Source organism: Butyricicoccus sp. OF10-2, assembly GCF_003481925.1.
In the GTDB taxonomy this organism is placed as follows: Bacteria; Bacillota; Clostridia; order Oscillospirales; family Butyricicoccaceae; genus Agathobaculum; species Agathobaculum butyriciproducens.
The window spans coordinates 24995-46420 of the sequence record NZ_QUMC01000020.1; the positions used below are offsets into that span (position 1 = coordinate 24995).

Below are 21426 nucleotides of genomic sequence, written 5' to 3' on the forward strand. Positions count from 1 at the left end.
TCTGTGATTAGTATCCGGTTTTCGGCAATGTAGGAAGCGGATAAATCGGCGTGCGGTGAATCTTAGTCACCCAGGCGCTCGTAGAGCTATCCCATTCACCCTGATACGAACCACCGCAGTCTACACGATTGGTAATGTTATAACCATTTCCCATATAGGACGGCACATAGACGTAAACCGTTGCCTTTTCAGTCATCTTAAATCCTGCAGGCACAGTTCCAAACTCGTAGCGGATATCCGTCACATACTCACCGATCGCCAGTTTGAGCGAGCCGGAGTCCACCTTGAATGAGTAACGGTTGGTAGAAAGCAGGTTGTCCGCAAGGGTGCGGTATCCGTTTTTATTAGTCTTATAGGTGATCTTGTACCAGACGCGCGCATTGTAAGTGCCGGTTGTGATTGTGCCTACGCGAACTGCATCTGTCGGGATGCGGTCGTGCCAGAAGAAATTATCCAACGGAACATTGGACTGATTAGCAACATTTGTGATATCATAGCGCATATTATCGCCCGCATCCACGGTATAATTACCTGTTTTCTTAATGCTGGTCTTGATGATTGCCGGGTCATCGTACATCTCAATACGGACCACATCGCCCTCAACTTTCAGTTTCACTTCAGCCTTTTGCGTATTCAGCTGATAAAAACGCGGAGCCTTGGATTCCCGTACGAAGTACCGGCCCAGCGGCAGCGGATTGGAGGCTGCAATACCTCTGGAATCTGTGGTAATCGTATCAACAACACGTCCGGTTTCAGCATTTTCAATCTCGAAAACTGCACCCGACAGCAAGCTGCCCTTCAGCTGATTGGTAATGGGATTATCCTGCGAGGATTTCTTGACCACCTGAATCTGACCGAGTACCGGTGTGTTTTCTACGACCAGTTCGGTCGTTTCGCCGCGGTGGACACGCAGAGTACGAACAGTGTTGTCCAACACATAACCCTGTGCGGCTGCAATCTCCTCGACCTTCAGCTTAACTTCGCTCTTGCCATCGGTCAGAATGTCATCGAGTTCGATATAACCGTCTTGATCTGTGGAATATTCGCCGATCAGATTGTTGGACTCATCTTTCACGAGGAATCGAACACCGTAAATGCCTTTCTTTGTCACAGCGTCGATTTTCTTAATGCGAATACTTGCCAGCTTCTCATTTTCAAACTCCACGGTTGCCAACTGACCGGCTTTCACGATCACGTTCTGCGGCGTACCGTCCAGTCGATAACCTTCGGGACACGAAATCTCCGTTACCACATAAACGCCAGCCTCCAAGCCGCTAACCGTTGCCAAACCTGCAGAATTGGTCGTATATTTGCCAATCACTTCACCATTTGCTTTAGTGACTTTGAAAACACAGCCGCTCAGCGGCTTGTTCGTGCCCTTGATGGTCTTGACGATTTGCAGGCCGTAAACACGCGTATTGGTAAAAGTCACTTCATAGGTTTCGCCAGCACGAAGCTGCACCGTTTTGGGCGTACTGTCAAGCTGGTAAGAATCCGGCGCTTTTACCTCAGAAATGACATAAGTGTTTTCCTCCAACTCCGGGAGAAAAATAGCGCCATCACTATCAGTTACCGCATCTTCTCGAACGATAGAACCATCTCCACGTGTAATTCGGAAAACGGCACCTTGCAGAGGCTTATGGCTTTGTGCATCAATTTTTTTGATGAGTAAACCGGGTTTGCGCGTATTTTCAATCGTAACCGTTGTCGGTTTCTCAGTGGTATGCTCAATCTCAAACGGCTTATCATTGAGGATGTACTCCTGCAAAGTGGATTTTTCTTGGACTCGGTAAGTGCCGGCAGGTGCCTTGCTGATAGTGATTTTGCCGTCACTGTCGGTCTGATAGTCGCCCAACAGGACATTATCTCGCCAAATCGAGAAGGTTACACCTGCAATCGGTTTCTTGCTCTGGCTGTCTACCTTGACTACGGTAAAATCTTTCTGGACCGTGTTATCAATGATGATATCAGTATTGCCGTCTGTCGTATGCTCTATGATAACAGGTTCCTTGCTCAACGTGTATCCTGCCAACGTGTGGCGCTCGTAAAATACATAAGTGCCATTGTCTGCATAATGAAGCGTGAATTTGCCATCCGGTCCGGTCGTATAGAATCCAATTGATTTGCCGTCACGAAAAGCCTCAAATACGACGCCCTGCATCGGTTTACCAGTATCTTTGTCGATTTTGGTTACCGTCACATCTTTTTTCATCGTGTTGGGAATTGTGAAGAAGGTAGGCTGCTCTGAATCATTTTCAACGGTAAAGGTCTTTTCGTTCAAAACGTACTTGGGATCTGTCACCGTTTCCCGTACCTGATAAGTGCCCGGTTCGGCATAGGGCAGCCAAATTCGGCCTGAATCATCCGTAGTATAATTGCCGAGCAAGCGTCCATCTTTCCAAACTTCAAAGGTGACACCAGAAATCGGACGATGTGTTTCTGCATCTATTTTGAGCAGACCGAAATGCTTTTTGACTGTGTTAGAAAATGTCAATGTGGGAATTTCGGCCTGATCTTTAATGAGTTCTACGGTTTGCTCCGGTGCATCCATATTATAGTGTGTAGTATCACCGCCCGATTCTTTAATCCGATAAGTGCCAGGCTGCAGGTCCTCGACCATTGCTTCGCCGTTGCTGTCGGTTGTCACACTGGTCAAGTGACTGTCATTAAAATATACGTCAAACTTCCAGTCCTTCAACGGCACCTTAGTTTCTCGATCAATTTTAACGATGCGGATTGCTAATTTTTTGGTGTTTGAAATGTTAATTTCGCGCACAATTTGAGTAGGATCGGCCGAAGGATCGATATAAACTTCGTGTACCTGCTCATCTTTCAGGTAACCGGAGGCCGCTTCGGTTTCAACGACCTGATAAAAACCTTTGGGCAAATTATTAATCCGAGCATATCCATTCACATCTGTTTTCAGCGTTGCGATCGTTTGCCCATCACGACGTACCTCAAAAGTTACACCGGCAATGGGCATTTTGCTTTCTTTGTCGTATTTATAGATCTGAATGGCCGGCTGAGGAGCGTTACGGAAAGTTAATTCGATATCTTTGGTGTTGTTCCATTGGAAGGTTTGAATATCGCTGCCATCGGTAACGTACCCCTCCGGTGCGGACACCTCATAACATTCAAAAGAGCCTTTCGGCAAATCACGACCCTGAATGATGATCTCACCCAGAGCACCTGTTGTATAGGAATGCCGATAATCGTTGTCAATGCCTTTGACCTCAAAAACAGCTCCCATGAGGTTACAACCATCCGCCGAAGAAATCTTGTGAATCTTAAAAGTGTGGTCCGTGCTGTTTGCAAGCTGCAGTTCAAGAGTCTTGCCACCCTCAGAGCCAGTGTTAATCGTCTTGGCAGGCAGGAGCGTATAGCCTTCCGGTGCAGACATTTCTTTGAGCGTTACATTTGTGTTCAGCGGCAAATCCACAAAAATGATTTCGCCGGATGCCGAGGATGTTCCGGTCAGCGGTTTGCTCAGGCCGGGATAGGTTAACTCAAAAGTACAGCCTTCTAGTCCTGCACCGGCTTCATCGGTTTTCACAATACGCAGGCGAGTAGTCCCTTTAGGCACTTCCTGTGCAGTGAAAGTTAATTTCGCAGTAGAACTCTTGACCGCAGGCTCAACCATAATGACCGGTTGCACGCCGCTGGCATTCGTTGAAGCAACAAACACATCGTAGCGGTCAACATTCATACTTGCTGTGATAACGGTTTGCAACTTGCTGTTGGCGGCATCCATTTTCTCTGCGACTTCTTTGGGAATGCATAAGAGAAAAGTTTCGCCGTATGCCATATTATTGGCGTTTTTATACAGTATTTTATCGTTTTTAACATTAGTGAGCGTCAATGTACCGTTGGTGCTCTTGGTTCCGGTCGAATCCATTAAAAAGGCGCCTGTCGGCAGATTCGATGCTGTCAGTGTGATTTTATTACCTCGTACAAAGGTAGCGGATGCAGCAGCCATCGGCAGCACCATGTAGTTCTGACCGTCAATCCGCTTTTCTGAAAAGATTCCGGAGCTGATAATACCATCTGTCAGGTTGATAGTGCCTGCCTTGGCATTGGAACCGTTATATGTGCTGCTGCCAGGCGTATAGTTAACGGTACATGCAGTCCACGGTGCATGGTTCAAACCGCTCGGGCCCCAACCGGTGTAAAAGGTGTTGCCATACTCGAGCATTTTAATCGCCGCATACAATGTCAATGCCTCAGACGTGTTGGAAGCGCTAAGCGTTTTGCCTGATGCGCGATAACCAAGAGATGTGGAACTGGAGTATGTCACACCGTAATTGCTATTTGCAGCAATCTGTGCATCACCTAAAGCCACCCAGATTGCAGCCTGTGAGGCGCTGAAATACATGTTTGCAGTGAAATTACTTGCATTGATGGGTGCCTTCACCCAACTGATGAACTCATTGAGTGTCATACGGGAATCGGTTTTTGTGGCTACACCATAGACGTGCATATCTGTGACTTTACCGGTAACAGTATACGGCTTGCCAGAGCTGCCCGGATTCGTCTTGGTGTGATCAGCACAATATGCACGAATCGTTGTGCCGTCGCTGGCCTTCGTGTACATCGGCCATACATTGCGCGGCGAGTTATTCTGGCGGAACCATGCCTTTTGTGTTCCGGAATCCCAGATGTTATAGGTTTCACCGACCTTGATTTCGATAGCGGATGCTTTGTTATCTTCGTCCGCTGCTGCTGCGGTCGGCACGATTGCCATACCGGACAGCATCGTTGCAGCTGACAGGGCAGCAGCTATCATGCGCTTTGTGATAGATTTTTTCATGTTATCACCCTTTTCATTGAAAAATAAAACGAGAGATCGTAAATGACCTCTCGTTTGTTCGGTTCGAGTATTCAGCTTAGAAACGGCCGAATATCTGAACCGCATATATTTGATTGTATTCGTTTCTGCCGATTGCCACACCAACAGCATTGACCTCGTCACTGAGAATCCATGCGCGGTGGACAGAAGATGTCATAAAGCTCTTCATCAGCGACTCAGGCGTAGATTCCGCAGTACCGCTGATAATATTTTCTGACATGTAATTTGATAACGAAACACCTGTTTCTTCAAGCAATTCGGTTTTCGTACTGCCGTCCGGCCGTTCGTGTGAAAATGATACCATGATTTCCTGCAGGCGAACCTGTGCGACCTCACTGAGTGCACCGTTGACATATACAGGCGAAAGATTAACATTTTCACGCTCGTTGTTGATACAATCGATCATAGTCTGTTGTTGGGACTCAAAGTTTTCAATAGCTCCTGGGCTTTCATAGCTACTGTCAATCGGTGCAGGAACGTAATGGGTTATTCCACCGGCCTGTGTCAGTGCATTGCTGATGACGATACAGCACAATGCGATTGCTACATTACTCATATACTGATACCTCCATGGTGGTGCGCGAGATGGGTTTTCTCTATCTTTCATAGACTATTCTCCCTCGCAAAGCGGTTTTCCAGAAATTCGAGAAACAAATCCTCCAAATTCATATCTGGCGGAATACGGTGCAGGTACGGTTCAAACCGTCTGCGTGAGAAGCTAATATTACCCGTTTTCTTCTCTGTTTGTGCTGCTGTTACTTGATTCCATGCCTTATCCAATTCTCCGGCCGTAATGGACGGCGGCGGACAATTTTTCTTTATATGCTTCATCACAGCAACGGATATGCGATGATTTTCTGCATTCAATCGCTTCTGAAACAATTTCTGTGTAGCTTCATCGTAATAAGAAATCGCAACGCCGCACAGCATATTCAGCCTACGCTCGTCTACTGCATCAAGCAACGTCGGAATCAGATATGTTAGCCGCACAGCATACCGCACATCAGTAACCCCAACATCGAAGAAGCACGCTACTCTCTCTCGAGCTTTTAACTTGTGGTGAATTTCACCACAAGTTGCATTAACCAAATCACTGCGTTTTCCCTGTTGACGGTAGGCATCCAGCAAGGCCCGATACGCCCAGCCGCGTTCGCTTGGGAGAAGGTGCTGACGCCTCTGTAAATTAGTCACGGTAGCGATCACGATAGCACGAGCATCGTCTACATACTCAATATCTGCCGATATTGCATCCATTCCCAGCATTTTGCACGCATTAACACGATTGTGCCCACTGAGAATTTCATATCCGCCTGCCTTACATGGCCGGACTTTGATATTCTCAATCAAACCGTTCTCTAAAATATCATCAGCCAGCATCTTTAGATTTTCTTCGCTGTACGGCTTGAAACCGATATTAGATGTAAAGAAAGGATGTAGCTGTTCAAGCGGAATTTTAGCCGTACTGCGCGGTTTCGATGATTCTGCCGGTATTATGCCGAACAGACCTTCAAACGCTTCATCAACAGTCTGATCTGCATTACTTGACGGTGCAGATAGCTTTGCACTGCGTTCTTTCAGTGCGTTTGCAAGTACGGATTTAGCCATTCCTCATGACCTCCTCCGCTGCCGCACGATAAGACAAAGCTGCCGCATTCTTCGGCGCATATTCCAACAGACTGATCCCAACAGCCGGATGCTCCGCTACCTTGATAGAATAGTCAATCGGCTGGCTGAAAATATGCATTTGCTCACCGTAGCGCTCCACCACATTCTGCCGTGAAATCTGATTGAGAACCGTGCGCTGCATAAACATCGTCAGCAGAATATCCACCTGTTTAAGATTTGGATTGAGCGATTGCTGCACCTTACGGATAATCTCAATCGTATCGTTCAGTCCTGCCGTGTCCAGAAAATGTGCCTGCGTAGGAATGATGACACGTTCCGAAGCAACCAACGCGTTGAGCATCTGCAGGTCTAAATGCGGACTGCAATCTATGAGTACATAGTCATATCGCTCTTTGACCTGATCGACGATTGCAGACAGAACTCTTTCTGGTGCAACGCTGTTGTCGTTCAGAGGGAACATCGATCTGGTATTCTGCATACTGACCAACCGTGAAAGCGTACCGGCCAGTTTGTTATTGGCTGGGATCAAGTGCAAATTTTTTGTTGTCTTCTGAATTGTCTGTTCGACTGACTGTTCTAACTGCTCCGGCACATCAATCGCCTGGAACATCAAATTGGCAAGCGTCGTGGACAGCATCTGTGGTTCATATCCCATAGCGAGTGTCAGACTTCCCTGCTGATCGTTATCCACAAGAAGTACTCGTTTTCCTGCCTGCGCCAGTGCAGCACCGATATTGTAAGTGCTGGTGGTCTTTCCTGTACCACCTTTTCCGCAGCAAAAACTGATTACCATATATTTACCTCCTCTCGGCGTATTGTCCTATATTAACGTTATCTATATAAATACAAAAAAGCCTGCCGAGTTCTGTCTTGATCCTCTTGTATCAATCCCCATTACTCGGCAGGTTTCTTGCCTGCACACTCTGCTTTTTCACCTCAATTCACGAATACAAGATTTTTTCGGCCGTGTATACCCTCACAAATTGTTCGTGAAATTGGACAAAATCAGCGAAACACCCGTGTTTTATAGGATTTCTGACCTTGTCCCTATTATAACCTAATCGTCGATCCGGCGCACGATTCCGGTTGCTTTCATAGCAATTCCGCCTCCCATTTTCGGTATTTCTGCTGCGATAGTGGTAGTATTTACTGAAACCGTGCAATTCATGTAGAAAAACCGTATGCACAATGTGTTCCTATTCATGAAAATTATGGTTTGCAGATCTGTTTCTTTCGCGTTAGCAGCTACTCTGCACAGCGGACGCACAGCTGATATGTAATCTTCCAAATACCGTCTTCCCAATCCGCAACCCCCTTTGTCGTCCACTGTTTTTTCTGCCAGTCCTCGAAATATATTTGCAGCGAAACATGGGTCGTTCCATCTGTCGGCAAATAAATATAGCGATAGCCCTCGCATACAGACATCGGCGGCAAAACCTCTTTTCACAATGGGTACTCTCTGCCGTTAAAGAGATACCGTTCCAGATAAATCACATTGCCGCCCACATTTCTGATATAAATTGCAGGCACACTTTGATCCGGCTGTATACCGTCGGCACTTTTCAGCGTAATCGGCTGCGTCAGCAAATACAGCTCCACCTTGTTCTGCGCCTCTGCCTGCCATTTGCTGAGTTCGTACTGCTTTCTACCGATTTGCATACTGGAAATCAATGCAAGAACGGATACAATAAACGAAAAGAAATGGATGGAGTTAGTACATAATGATGGAAAATGATGTGCTGACGATGAGAATATGCAAAGGCATAATAGAAAGAAACTGGTTTTTTACACATTATCGAATCCGTGCCGTCCAAGAAGGCCGAGTCGCTCAAGGCATGGCTGGCCATGGTGGGCCGTGAGAGGATCTGGATGCGCTGCTGCAGGATCTGCTCGCTGAGCTGCCTCTGGAGTTCCTTGCGGCGTGCAGTGCGGCGGATATGCAGGTGCTGTGAGCGGAAAACAATCAACCGAACAGAAAAAGGGCGACCATACGGTTTCGCCCTTTGTTTGTTGAAATCAGTAGCTGACGATCAATCCGCCGCGCTCGGCGTAGTAGCTGCAGAGCCCGCGGGTCGGCAGGATCTCGATGCTTGTATTTTCCCAGATATCCAGAATGCTGTTTTTCAGCGTCTGAGCCAGTGCGAGATTATCACAATGGCTGATCGCGACGTTTCCGCCGATGAATCCGTGCTCCTTCATGGTGCTGACCAGCGTCTGTACGACCTTTTTCGCACCGCGCGCCTTGCTTTCAAAGGCGATCTTTCCCTCATCACTGCCGCTGCCGATGCCCCAGATGCCGAGAGCCTTGGCGAGCATACCCGTCAGACGATGGATGCGTCCGTTCTTGATCAGGTTGTCAAACGAGGAGAGCGCAAAGAGGATTTTGGTTTCTGCAGAAAACCTCTGGCGTGCGCCGCAATATCGTCAAAGGAAAGGCCATGACGGATCAGGCGCTCGATCTCCTTTACGCAGAGCAGAACCTCCGGTCCGGTGGATAAGGAGTCCAGAATGACGATCTTTTTATCCGGGTTTTTCTCCAGCGCCATATCTCTTGCCGCAAGAGCGCTGTTCATACTGCCGGACAGCTGCGAGGAAATGGTGATCGCGATCGCGCAGTCCGCCTGTTCAAACTGTGCCAGCCATGCGTCCGGCGTGGGGCAGGAGGTGTGGCCGGCCGAGTGTTCCTGCTCCATGGCGTAGAGCATTTCCATCGTATCCAGATGCTCGTCATCAACAAAATCCCGCTCCCCGATGCGGATGGTAAACGGCACACTGGCCAGCCGGATCCTTCCGTCCGGACTGGTGGAAGGGAGCAGATCACAGCTTGAATCCGTAATAATGTTCCAGTTCATATGGTTTTTCCTTTCTCTCTTACCGAAAATTTTCAGTGTTATTGTGGTGAAAGCGCTCTCTCTTGCAGTCGGTCGATCTGCACCGCACACGGCAGCCGGCCTGTCCTGCACACTTTCCTTCATAAAACAGAAAATGTGGGGTCCTAATGTTGTATTCATTATATAACAGAACGCGCATTTGATAAATAACAAGTCTTACAGATGTTTACAAATACTGGTATGGCCGTCAGCGGGTCAGATATTGCAGGATCAGAACAAGGATCAGCATATGTACGGGATAAAAGGCATAGCAGGCATACTGGAATGGCTTGCTGTGATAGCCCTGCCGTCCTCGGTACAGCCAGATGGGGAGGAGCGCCAGAAGTGCAAGACCTTGCTGACAGATCTCAAATTCCATGCCGAATATATGGACGGGATACAGCAGACCGCCCAGCAGCTGCACATTGACCCAGTAGAGGGCGAGAAGCTGCCCTGCCAGACACCACCACTTCCGTCCGCGGAAGAAGTAGAAGATAAAGATCGTCAGCACGCCGGTGCCGTAGTAGTCCACCATGCTCAGGGTGCCCAGCACTGTGCCGATCAGCACAACAAGCAGGGCGGTGAGCAGGTACAGCCATGTTTTTTGTTTTTTGCGCACGGTTTCCATCAGATGAATGCCCAGAAGACCGAGCAGCAGCGTCCAGATCACGTTCTGGTGCACCGGATAGAACCAGGTTCCGCCGTACATCAGGTCGAACGGCACTTCGGAGAGCACGGCAAACAGCGCAAGCCGCAGGGCGTATTTCCGGAAGCTGTGGGTATGAAAATATCCTTCCACCGCCATGAATGCGAAGATGGGGAAGGCTAGCCGTCCGGCACACGTCAGCCAGTCCTGCGCGGGCAGGAGGGTCGCCCAGAGATGATCCATCAGCATCAGCACCATGGCGAGAATGTGAAGTGCCGCGGCGCTGAGGGAAAAACGGCCGGAGGCGAGAGAGGACAGGTTGTTGGTTGACATACGGGTACTCCTTTATCTAAGGCAACACCGCACAATTAAAGCTGCGGCGCTTTGCCGAAATTTTTCACCCTGATTGCGTTGCGATTTCTTGCAATACGAAAGTATTGCTGCAAAACCGCGCCTTATCAGAGCACAAAATTTGCTTGCAAATCGCTCTTGTCTAATTATGCGGTATTGCCCTAAATCGTTCGGTAATCGGGAGGGGAGACACAGGAATGTGCTCTGCATTTATTATATACAGAAGAGCGGACAGCCGCAATGCTGCAGCGATAAACTTTTTGTGAATATCCGCGAGGCGGACACGGCGCACAGACGGAAAACGCCCTGCCGACCGGTGCGGGCAGGGCGAGAAAAGCCGGAGATACAGATTCCCGGCACAGTATTGCAGCCATGCCGGGAACGGTTGAGGGATTATGAAGATCAGAAAGTTACAGCTCGCCGCACGCTTCGCGCTCTGCGAGTTCTTTCATGATAGCGGGATACTTTTTGTCGAGCTGATACAGTATGCCGACGATCAGAACGATGGTTTCGGAAAGATACAGCGTGCTGTACATCCACGAGTCGTTATGGAACACATACTTGCAGTAGTACGGCAGGATCGTGCCGACAACAGCCTGATTGGTGCTCTGGAACATCCAGAGCAGCAGGACAGCGATTGCGGCCCAGATGCTCATTACCTTGACCCAGGCAGACTGATTGTTGCCAAACGTTGCACGCTACGTCACCGCCGCCGTAAGCCAGGCGTGTCAGAATATTGATTTTTCCATTTTCAGAAACAGATCGTGTAGGCAGAACCGCCTCTGCCTGCATGGTTGGATTGGTTTTCACGAAACATTCTCTCCTTCTCTGGTTTCGCTTCCAATTTACAGCCGCCCCAATAAAATGCACCTGATCAATGCTGCGTTTTCCGGCCTGCTGCAAGCGGATAGGATTGTTTAGCGTGCAGCCTGCCTGCTTCACAGAGATCGTGCCTCGAAATTTACATCTTTTGCAAGGTGCAGACCGCATCTATTATCATGGCACGAATTAACATGAATGGCGAGAAATTCTTGTATATTATATATAAAAACCCGAGTATATTTTATGCGATAGGTAAAATGAGTAGTTAATAATGCACAATTTATAATAAAAAAATGCGCGTAATAGTTAAAAAACGATGCAAACCGAGAACCGGCAAACCTATCTAAGCTGATGACCTTGCTTCCGAACATCGTTATCGCGGTCGCGGTTGCACTGCGCTTCTGCCCGCGCTGCAGAAGGCGATGTATTCGACTTCGTTCGGACACCGTACCGCACGTTGAAGTGCCCAAAAGGTTAGACAAATAGTTTTAACAAAAATTGCAAGCACCGTTGCGGATGGCATTGACAGCGTCAGAGCAGTTCGGTATCAGCATGCTGGAGCCGGGTAAGAGAATGGGATGGAAATAGTACATAGTACAACGTCTTTCGCTATTATTATATATCATGTTATTCCTGTGAAATTATAATTTGATTACGCTCTCAACAATGGAATAAAGGCAGTTCAGATGAAATTTCTAAATTTCAGTTTTGAACGAAAATTCTATGTTTTGGAGTGAAAATTATGACGAACAAACAGGAAAAGATGATATGCAATACCTTTGGCATTTCGAAACTCATGCCGTTTCAGAAGAAGGTAATCGCAGACTTATCCGATGGTAGAGATGTACTTGGTTTAGCACGAACCTCCGAGGGCAAGTCGATCTGCTTTCTCTCGATGATTACCCTGCACCCGAATGGTCTGCTGATTGGTATTCTCCCGACCGTTGCACTCATGCGTGATCTGGTGCAGCGTTGCGAGGACAGTAAAATCCGAGCGGGCTGTTTGTACAGCGGCAATGCGGAGAATACCAATGTCATCGAACGGCTGGCACATGGTAAACTTCAGGCGCTCTTTGTTGCGCCGGAACGACTGAGTGATTCTCGTCTCTGGAAGGCAATTCAGAAGAATAGCGTACACACGGTTGTCGTTGCTGCTTTCAGCGCAACTGTTACGCCGGATGATATTTCATATATTGCGAAAAGTCTACGCATGAAAAATCCTGTTGTTCATATCGGCAAGCTCAAACGTTCTAATCTCTCCCTCAAGAAAGCGTTTGTGAAAAATGACGCTGCTCGTTATACGAAAGTCAGAAAAGCGGTTCAGAAATGCGGCAGTAAAGGGAAAATCGTTATCTACTGCACTCGTGTTTGCGATGTAGAAGATATGCGTGACTTTCTGATTGAGGATTGCGATATTTCGGCTTCTGCTATTGCCCTCTGCCACAGCAGGCTCTCCGACCGAGCCAAACAGGAAAAACGTTTTCGTTTCGGTGAGGCACATATCATGATTGCAACTTCCGCGTTCGGAATGGGCGTGAATATTTCGGATATCCGCCTGATTATTGTCTCTCAGCTGCCGTTCAGTGTCGCGTCATTCTACCAGATGGCAGGACGAGCCGGGCGCGACGGCAAACGCGCAAAGGCACTGCTGCTCTGGAATGACGCCGATTTTCAGATGAACCTTGACATTATTTCTGACACGGATGACCATGCAGTTGAAGCCGCCAATGAACTGTATGCGATCTGTGAATCATCGGACGATCTGCACGACGCAGTCATCGGCTGCTTTGCGAAGGAGGGTGAATAATCATGGACTCTCGCTATGGTATCCACACGATCGAATTATTTCACAGGGTGTCTAAGAAGGACTTCAACAAGGTGTTTCATAGTCTGAAAAGTATGAATTCTGGCAATTTTTATCCAGACACGACATATCATTCTGAGAAAGGTCTGACGAAGTATATCTGCACCTCTTACTGCGGCCAGGGCATAGTGCTTTATCTATACCAGCAGGTGCGTAGCAAGAACAAAACAAAGAAAAATCTTGCATCTTTTATTCATTTTCGGCTCAATCCTCATACTTTACTGCACGGAGAGTATGTGCCAAAGAAAGTATTCCAGGCGGAAGAAAAACAGCTCAACTCGCTCGACAAGGAAATGACCAAGCTGCTGCGTGAAATCGGTCTGGACTGCGAGTTCGAACAGCTGACGCTCTCTCGCATCAACTGCTGTCTGGACTTCTTCCCCGAGTCACAGAAATGGGTCGATGAGGCGCTGCGCGTCATTCGACGTAGCCCGTACATGAAGCAGTACAAGCTGTGTACATTCGGCAAAGGATTCCCTAATCATAAGGAAAAGAACGCGCATTCGTGGCGTATTTGCTGCAAGACGACCACATTGACGGTCTATGACAAGACATTTCAGCTGATGGAGGAGGACTTGCTGGAGCAGTATGACGCGCCGATGCTTCGGTTCGAGGTGTCCCGCTCGGGAGCGAAGTTCAAGCGCGGCCTGTCCGATGAAGTCAAGGGCAGCAACAAGGAAATCCTGAAAACCGTGATGAATGAGTCGGAGAAAACCATTCACTCATATATGAAAAAGCTGCACGCAAATCTGCCGTTTGTGCGATATTCCGACTGCATCGCACGGATTGAAACCGTCAAACACTCCGCTACGAGGAAGAATATGCGACTGCTGGTCGAAAAGCTGTCCGATTGCAAAAGTTATGCACAGGCTGTGAAAAACAGCGGGCTGTCCGAGAATAAGCTCCGAACCGTAAGGAAGCAATTCGAAAAACTGGGTGTGCAGCCGGTGACGATGCGCGATACGGCAGGAATTGATGAATTGAGATTTATGCGGTAAATATCACCCCATGCCTTGTTATTCAGCTTGGCATGGGGTTGTTTTTTCAAGGAGCCATTGCAGCTTTTGCGGTGAGATAACCAACATATGTATAAGATAGCATGAATTGCGGTGAAATGCGTTTTCACTATCTAAATTCATATCAAGGAGCTGATTTTCAATGAAATATATCGACTATCACAAAATGAAAGAGTTTTATACCATTGCTGAGGTCTGTCATTTATTCGAGATGGACAAGAAAGAATTGCGGTACTACTCTGAAAAGTACGGTATTTTCCCGCAGGAAGACCAGTATGGCAACCACGGCTTCCGAAAGGTCCTGGTTCGCAAGCTGTACAACTACATCTACAAGGAGCAGAAAAATAGCAAATTCTCTTCCGCTCCGTACTGTTCATTTTACGTTCCCCCTCGTGAGATGTATATGCTGCTACCGAATTTAGTTATATTTTTATGCTATTTGCGTAAATGCCGAAATATATTTCTGTATGGTATGGAATGCACGAGGTTCATTACAGTCAATATCACACCTATATGCGTGCAAAATCGCCTCCCTCGCAAGCGGTTTCGATTACTTTTCATCATGCTTACGCGCAAACGCAAAGGCCGGAGAACCACCATTGCTGATGGTTCTCCGGCTGTATGGGGGGAAGAAAAGGTGTCAAATGCGGCCCATGATGTAGTCTCGCAGGAAGTGTGTGCGCGCGGCGCCGGGATCAAGACTGCTGTCTAACCTTTTATGACACATAGCTGCCGCTATCGCGCACGCCGAGAATATTCAAATGGTTTTCGTCCATTTTCGCGGTATTCCCTCCTCAAGATCATCTGACATTTTCCGCCCGAATATGCTATACTGAAGATACTACATGCAAAAGAGGAAAAGAGTTATGCAAATTCAGCAGCTTACCTACTTTGTCGCCATTGCGGAGCAGGGCAGTATCAACAAGGCCGCGGAGAAGCTGTTCGTCACGCAGCCCAATCTGAGCAAGGCCATCAGCAATCTGGAAAACGAGCTCAAGGTGCGTATTTTCAACCGCACGAACAAGGGCGTCGTGCTGACCGACGAGGGCAAAAAGCTCTACCAGTACGCGCGCACGATCATCAACCAGATGGAGCTCATTCAGGGTCTGTCGGAGAAAGAGCACACGCCGGTGCTGTCTATTGCCTCCTATCCAATCATCACAATAGGGCGTCTGATGGCGAAGTTCTACAACGATTACCACGATAACCGCGTGGCGCTCAAGTTGGTGGAAAACCGTCTGCAGCAGGTGATCGAGAGCGTGGAGCATGGCGAAGCGGAGATTGGCTTTGTGATGAGCAACAACGTGCAGGTAAAGGAACTCAAGCACATGCTGAAGTTCAAAAACATTCAATTCCACGCGCTGGGCACGGACACCTGGTACGCAAACCTCGGTCCGAACCATCCGCTGTATCATGCGTCTGAGGTGACGATGGAGCAGCTCCTGCCCCATCCGTTCGTCCGCCTTCCGGACGATTATTTTTCCAATCTGAGCTTTTATCTGGAGATCGACGGCGTGCGTCTCGAGCAGTTCAAGCGTGTTGTTTACGTCAACGACAGCGCGGCCATCCTGTCGCTGCTGCGCTCGACCGATGTGGTTCGCCTCGGTCCGGGACTGAGCGCGCCGGACTTCGCGGAGTACGGCATCCGCACCATTCCAATCCGAAACTGTCAAGTACAGATCAATGTAGGCTGGATTCAGCGCAGCCGAGAAATGCTGAGCACAGAAGCACAGGCATTTGTGAAGATGCTGGAGGAGCTTTACCCGAAAAATGAGAAATAAGACGTTTCGAGGGTTATAATAGGCTATTCCATTTTGTTATGGCTGGGTTATAACAAAAGCAGAATGGACAAAAAACTGCAGAATGGTATACTGAATAGTGTCAAAGCAAGGGCGCTGTGATTTAGTCACAGCGCCTATTCTTTTGTCTGTTTTCATGAAAAGCGGACATAAAACTGTACAGGAATACTATTCCGTTTCGGTTATAACGTCACTATAACTTTTATGATTTGGACAGGCATAACAAATTTATGATACGGTATAGACACAGAAAGGAATGAGGCTTATGACACCGATCAGCGCACTTGCGATTCTATTCTGCATCTACGCAGTCAGCGAGCTGATTGCGCAGAAAACCAAAGCAATATTCTCCACGGTGCTCAGCATTGCGATCCTGCTGCTTGCAAGCTTCTGGAGCGGCATCTTGCCGCGCACACTGATCGACGACGCGCAGATCACCGGGTTCGGCAACATCATTGCCGGCCTGCTCATCGTGTCGCTCGGCACGACGATCGACTTCGCGGAGTTGCGTCGGCAGTGGAAGGTAGTCGTCACCGCGCTGTGCGGCGTGTGCGGCGCAGTTGCAGCAATCGTACTGATTGGACGACCGTTCATCGGCAGCGAGATGGCGATCGCCGGCGCACCGATCTTCGCAGGCGGCAGCGCGGCAACGCTCATCATGACGAGCACGCTCAAGGAGATGAGCCTCACAACGGCGGCGACGTTCTGCATCGTGCTTTACGTGACGCAGAAGTTCATCGGCGTACCGATCGCGTCCCTTCTGCTGCGGCGCACTGCAAAGCTCATCCGCGATGACGCGGCGCTCGTAGAGCAGTACAGCACTTTGCAGGAGGAAAACGACGCGGCGCATCACGGTCCGCTGCATCTGCCAAAATGCTGCGAGCGTCCTTCGATGTACCTCGCCAAACTGGCAGTCGTTGCGGTCATCGCGTACTATGCATCCAAGCTGACCGGCGGTGCGGTTCACTACTTCGTCATGTGCCTGATCATGGGCGCGGTGTTCTTCGCACTGGGTTTCCTCGATAAAAACATCCTCGGAAAAACGCAGGCCTCCAGCCTGATCACGTTTTTCGTCACCATTCTGATCTTTTCCAATCTGGCGCAGACCACGCCGGAGCAGGTGCTGTCCGTTCTGCCTGCGCTGCTGACCGCAGCGGCCTGCGGCGTTTTCGGAACCATGGCGGCCGCGCTGCTGTGCGCTAAGCTGCTGCACATACCGGTCAGCCTTGCGGCGGCTTACGGCATCAGCTGCACGTTCGGCTTCCCGACCACCATGCTCATTCCGCAGGAGGTCTCCGAGGCGTTCGGACGAAACGAGAAGGAAAAGAAAGCGATCTTGAATTTCCTGCTGCCGAAGATGCTGACGGCAGGCTTCGTCACCGTTACCATCGTGTCCGTACTCATTGCAGGCGCGGCGGTGAAGATGCTGTGAACTGAGCCCCGGTACAACGGGCTTTCAATAGAGGAGGTATACGAAAATGGAGCAAATTTACACGCAGATCCGCCAGTACATCGACGAAAACAGACAACCGATGCTGAACCTTTGGCGCGAGCTGGTGAACACGGAGAGCGGCACGACGCAAATCGACGGCGTGAACGCTGTTTGCAGCATCCTGCGCCGCGAGATGGAGAACGCCGGCATCCACACCCGTGTCCGCGCCATTCAGAACTCCGGTGACATGCTCATCGGCGAGTGGAACCCCGGCAGCTCTAAAGCGCCGCTTCTGCTCATCGGCCACATGGACACCGTGTTCAAGGAGGGCGCAGCGAAGGAAAATCCGTTCCGCGTAGACGAGAACGGCATGGCGCACGGCCCCGGCGTGCTAGATATGAAGGCCGGTCTGGTTATGGCACTGTACACGGTCAAGGCGCTTGACAGCGTGGACTGGAAGGAACGCCCGATCAAGTTCATCTTCGCAAGCGACGAGGAAAACCTGCATATGCGTTCGGACGCGAAGGAGATCTTCGCAGAGGAGGCGGCAGGCGCGCTTGCAGCGTTCAACTTCGAGACCGGCTACATGGACAACCGCTTCGTGGTCGGCCGCAAGGGCGGCGGCCCGGTCAGCATTAGGATTCACGGCAGAGCATCCCACTCGGGCATTGCGCCGGAGAAGGGCCGCTCGGCGGTGCTCGAGGCTGCGCACAAGATCGTCGAGATCGAGTCGCAGAACGACATCATGCGCGGCAGGCTGATGAACTGCGGCATGGTGGACGGCGGCATCGGTGAGAACACCATCCCCGACTCGTGCGAGGTGCGCATCGGCATCCGTTTCCCGAACGCGGAGGTGCGCGATGAGATTTTTGAAATCCTGCACCGCGCGACCGAGCATAATTCAGTGCCGGATACTACGGCGGAGCTCGATCTGAGCCGTGTCATGCAGTGCATGGATACGACAGACGGTGTTATGGCGCTGTTCCGTCATTTGCAGCGCACCGCGCAGGACTGCGGCTTCGGTGAGATCGACTGCTTCCAGGTCGGCGGTCTTTCGGACTCCGGCATCACGGTAGCGTGCGGCGTGCCGACGGTATGCGGCATGGGCGTGCGCGGCGAGGGCAATCACACCCCGAACGAATATGCGGAAGTAGAATCGCTGTTTCAGCGCAGCGTGCTTGCGGCGTGCGCAGCGTATACGCTGAACGACGATTTTGCCAAAACTGCCGAATAAACGGCAGATAAGGGATAAGGAGGTATAAACTCATGGCAAACAAAGAGAAACAGGCGGAAAACAAGGAAAAGATCGGTATCGGCGCATGGCTGGCACTGATCGTCCTCATTCTCGTGCTCTCCGGTGCGTTCCGCACGGCGGAAGGACCAATCAAGGTGCTTGACTTTACTAATCTGGCAGGCTCGTTCGGACAGATTGGCGACACAGGTGCGAACCTCATCGGCAAGGGCGGCACCGGCGCGAAGGACGGCTTCATGGCAGGCTTCAATCTGATTCCGGCGGTCATGTTCTTCTGCGGCCTGCTCGGTGTATTCGAGCAGCTCGGCGCATTCAAGGCGTCGGATATCCTGTTTCGTCCCCTGCTCCGTCCGCTGCTCGGCATCCCGGGCAAGTGCGGCATCGCATTCATCTCGAGCTTTACCGGTTCGGACGTTGCGGCCGTCATGACCCGTGAGCTGTACGAAGACGGCGAGATTACGGACGACGAGCGCACGATTTTCGTAGCGTATCAGTATGCAGGCTCGGCGTGCATCAACAACACCATCACCGGCGGCGCACCGCTCGTGGCGATCTGCCCGGTGGCACTCGGTCCGTGCATCGTCATCATGTTCGTCTGCAAGCTGATCGGTGCGAACATCGTCCGTCTGATTCTGCGTGCAAAGCGCGGTAAGGCATAAGGAGGTAACGGAAATGAGCAATCAGGCAACCAATACAGCGGCTGCAGCCGCACCCGCAAAGGCAAAGAAACCTCAATCGTAGATACCTTCCTCAAGGGCTGCGCAAAGGGCTTCAAGGTCGGCATTGAAAATATCACCCCTGCGATGATCCTCGGCTATGTACTGGTGTACATTCTGAAGGAGACCGGTCTGATGGACATTCTCGGCACGGTCATGTCGCCGGTCATGGGACTGTTCGGTCTGCCGGGCGAGGCTTTCGCGGTTCTGATCTCGGCGTTCTTCGCCAAGGCCTCCGGCTGCGCGACCGCCGCTTCCATGTATGAGGCAGGCGCGCTGACGCTCGGTCAGGCGTCTATGATGCTCCCGGCATGTATCCTGATGGGTACGCTCATCGGACATTATGCGCGTATCGTGCTCGTAACCGACACCAACAAGAAGTGGCATCCGCTGCTCATCGCCGTCTGTCTGCTTGATGCGGCTATCAGCCTTGTCATCATGCGCGTCATTCTGGCGGCAATGGGCGTTCAGTAAAAGGAGGCCGAGCATATGCTTTCTAAGTTATCGCGTCGGCGCGGCCTTCAGCTCGAAGCGCTCGGCAGCGTGCTGATCTGCACGGTGATGCTGGCCGATCGGTTCCTTTTTACCTTGCAGGACGGCTTTGTCCTCACCACAGCCATCATTTCCGCCGTGCTGCTGACGATCGGCATCCGCGTGGTCAAGCGGCACGACGAGAAAAATCAGAACTGATCCTTCGGGCGTTCCTGATACCCCAACCGCCCGAATTCACACCTCTTTTGGAAAGGGCCTGCGCTGTCAGGCCTTTTCTGTTTCTCCCCCCATTTTGCACAGCAGCGATCTGGTCAGCTACACGATTTCAGACCGTCCGGTACTGAGACCATGCTGAACGAGGCATTTGCAAAAATAAAAAATCCCCGATTAAACCGCAAGGTCAGCAAGTTCGGCTGACCTTGGGTTAAACCGAGGATTTTTTTGATTCTGCTTATTTTTTCGCCTTGCTGCCGACCAGATAGCACACAGCGGCAACGATCATGCCATTGATGGATGCGATACCCCACGGAACCAGATTTGCCACCACAGCGCCCAGCAGAACGCCGATAACCGCAAACCAGTTCACCGTTTCGGTGATCTCCATGTCGTTGTACTTCTCTCGGTTCATAAAGAAGCTCATCACCAGAATAATGCCGACCGGCGGCAGTGTGCAGTTGAGGATATTCAGCCAGCCGCAGAAGTTCCAGTACAGCCAGACCGACAGCACCGTGCCGACAATACCGGATATCAGCACCATCGGCTTCTTTCTCTGGCCGAAGATGTTCGCCAGACCCAGACCGGCGGTGTACAGCGCGTTGTCGTTCGTAGTCCAGATGTTGAGACCGAGAACCAGAATCGCCAGATAAAACAGACCGAGGTTGATCATAACCTCAAAAATGTCATTGCCGCCGACGTAGACCGACGAAATACCGCCGAAGAAAAACATCAGCGAGTTGCCGATAAAGAACGCGATAACGGTCGTGATCGCACCAACCTTGCCGTTGCGGGCAAAGCGAGAGAAGTTCGGCGTTGCCGTGCCGCCGGAGACAAACGAGCCGATAACCAGACCGGCGCCGCCGACAACGGTCAGCGTACCGCTGGACTTGGCAAACTGATCAATCAGCGTGCCGTTGCCCTGTTTGACCGCCATCACCATGGCAACCGTACCCAGGATTGCAACCAGCGGAACCGCAATATAGCTGATGAGCGTCAGCGATTTGATGCCGAAATACGCCGAGGCCGTCATACACACACCCGCAATGATAACGAGCACCCATTCAGCCGCTGTGCTGCCGCCGAGCAGCTCATTTGCAACCGGAATGGCAAACATGGCGATACCGACGCCGAACCAGCCGATCTGCGTAAACGAGATCATCGCGCTCGGCAGGTACGAGCCTTTTGCACCGAAGGCTTTGCGTGCCAGCAGGTCAAGGCTCATGCCGGTTTCCGCGCCGACGTAGCCGAGCAGACCGGTGTACAGGCTCAGGATCAGGCCGCCGATGATCATAGAGATGATAAAGCCGCCGAAATCCAGTCCGTCTGCCAGCTCCTTGCCGACCCACATGCTGGCCGAGAAGAAGGTGAAGCCCAGCATGATCATGAACATGGTTACGATGCCGCGGCGCGCATAATGCGGCACGGCCGCTTCCGCAAAGTCGATATCGACCGGTGTGTTGTCATTTTTCATAGATTCT

17 protein-coding genes and 1 pseudogene are annotated in these 21426 nt (G+C 50.5%); 9 read left to right on the plus strand and 9 right to left on the minus strand.

Going from position 1 to position 21426, the window contains the following annotated elements; genetic code table 11:
- Positions 1-7: 7 nt before the first annotated feature.
- From DXB00_RS10885 to DXB00_RS10930, 8 genes and pseudogenes are all read right to left on the minus strand, one after another.
- Positions 8-4807, minus strand: a complete 4800-nt coding sequence (locus DXB00_RS10885) for a SpaA isopeptide-forming pilin-related protein (protein ID WP_119214907.1) — start codon at positions 4805-4807, stop codon at positions 8-10.
- A gap of 76 nt (positions 4808-4883) precedes the next feature.
- Entirely contained in the window at positions 4884-5402 is a 519-nt protein-coding gene (locus DXB00_RS10890) for a CAP domain-containing protein (RefSeq protein ID WP_158581308.1), read from the minus strand.
- 47 nt (positions 5403-5449) lie between these two features.
- The gene (locus DXB00_RS10895) at positions 5450-6451 is read right to left on the minus strand and encodes a ParB/RepB/Spo0J family partition protein (RefSeq protein WP_119214909.1); all 1002 of its coding nucleotides are present in this window, start codon (positions 6449-6451) and stop codon (positions 5450-5452) included.
- A complete protein-coding gene (locus tag DXB00_RS10900; protein WP_119214910.1) occupies positions 6444-7265 on the minus strand; it encodes a ParA family protein in 822 nt (273 codons plus the stop codon). Before DXB00_RS10900 ends, DXB00_RS10895 begins: the two co-directional genes overlap by 8 nt.
- A gap of 650 nt (positions 7266-7915) precedes the next feature.
- Complete coding sequence (locus DXB00_RS10910; RefSeq protein ID WP_118729678.1) at positions 7916-8131, minus strand: hypothetical protein; 216 nt, start codon at positions 8129-8131, stop codon at positions 7916-7918.
- A gap of 357 nt (positions 8132-8488) precedes the next feature.
- Positions 8489-9483 (minus strand): annotated as a pseudogene (locus tag DXB00_RS18250) (DegV family protein).
- A gap of 67 nt (positions 9484-9550) precedes the next feature.
- Positions 9551-10321 carry a TraX family protein gene (locus tag DXB00_RS10925; protein WP_119214912.1) on the minus strand — a complete coding sequence of 257 codons (771 nt, stop codon included), beginning with the start codon at positions 10319-10321 and terminating at the stop codon, positions 9551-9553.
- 428 nt (positions 10322-10749) lie between these two features.
- Positions 10750-10995 carry a hypothetical protein gene (locus DXB00_RS10930; RefSeq protein WP_442861377.1) on the minus strand — a complete coding sequence of 82 codons (246 nt, stop codon included), beginning with the start codon at positions 10993-10995 and terminating at the stop codon, positions 10750-10752.
- Positions 10996-11903: 908 nt separating this feature from the next.
- On the opposite strand from DXB00_RS10930, the gene DXB00_RS10935 reads away from it, so the two are divergent.
- The 9 genes from DXB00_RS10935 to DXB00_RS10975 all read left to right on the plus strand — a co-directional run bounded on the left by DXB00_RS10935 (position 11904) and on the right by DXB00_RS10975 (position 19930).
- Positions 11904-12968, plus strand: coding sequence for a helicase-related protein (locus DXB00_RS10935; RefSeq protein WP_119214913.1), 1065 nt, complete (start codon positions 11904-11906; stop codon positions 12966-12968).
- A 293-nt stretch (positions 12969-13261) separates the two neighbouring features.
- Positions 13262-14023: a hypothetical protein gene (locus tag DXB00_RS10940; RefSeq protein ID WP_147358094.1), complete on the plus strand. Its 762-nt coding sequence runs from the start codon at positions 13262-13264 to the stop codon at positions 14021-14023.
- Positions 14024-14183: 160 nt separating this feature from the next.
- Positions 14184-14753, plus strand: coding sequence for a hypothetical protein (locus DXB00_RS10945; RefSeq protein WP_118729672.1), 570 nt, complete (start codon positions 14184-14186; stop codon positions 14751-14753).
- A gap of 154 nt (positions 14754-14907) precedes the next feature.
- Positions 14908-15822: a LysR family transcriptional regulator gene (locus tag DXB00_RS10950; RefSeq protein ID WP_118729671.1), complete on the plus strand. Its 915-nt coding sequence runs from the start codon at positions 14908-14910 to the stop codon at positions 15820-15822.
- 283 nt (positions 15823-16105) lie between these two features.
- Positions 16106-17272 (plus strand): hypothetical protein, encoded by a 1167-nt coding sequence (locus tag DXB00_RS10955; RefSeq protein WP_118729670.1) that lies wholly within the window; start codon positions 16106-16108, stop codon positions 17270-17272.
- 46 nt (positions 17273-17318) lie between these two features.
- Positions 17319-18506, plus strand: coding sequence for a M20/M25/M40 family metallo-hydrolase (locus tag DXB00_RS10960; RefSeq protein WP_118729669.1), 1188 nt, complete (start codon positions 17319-17321; stop codon positions 18504-18506).
- Positions 18507-18538: 32 nt separating this feature from the next.
- The gene (locus DXB00_RS10965; RefSeq protein ID WP_118480957.1) at positions 18539-19183 is read left to right on the plus strand and encodes a nucleoside recognition domain-containing protein; all 645 of its coding nucleotides are present in this window, start codon (positions 18539-18541) and stop codon (positions 19181-19183) included.
- Positions 19184-19258: 75 nt separating this feature from the next.
- On the plus strand, positions 19259-19714 hold the full coding sequence (locus DXB00_RS10970; protein WP_119214914.1) for a nucleoside recognition domain-containing protein: 456 nt from the start codon (positions 19259-19261) through the stop codon (positions 19712-19714).
- Between the two features lie 15 nt (positions 19715-19729).
- Positions 19730-19930, plus strand: a complete 201-nt coding sequence (locus DXB00_RS10975; protein WP_118361023.1) for a hypothetical protein — start codon at positions 19730-19732, stop codon at positions 19928-19930.
- 253 nt (positions 19931-20183) lie between these two features.
- Here the strand turns inward: DXB00_RS10975 and codB are convergent, their stop codons facing one another.
- Positions 20184-21419, minus strand: coding sequence for a cytosine permease (gene codB / locus DXB00_RS10980; RefSeq protein WP_118729668.1), 1236 nt, complete (start codon positions 21417-21419; stop codon positions 20184-20186).
- Positions 21420-21426: the final 7 nt, after the last annotated feature.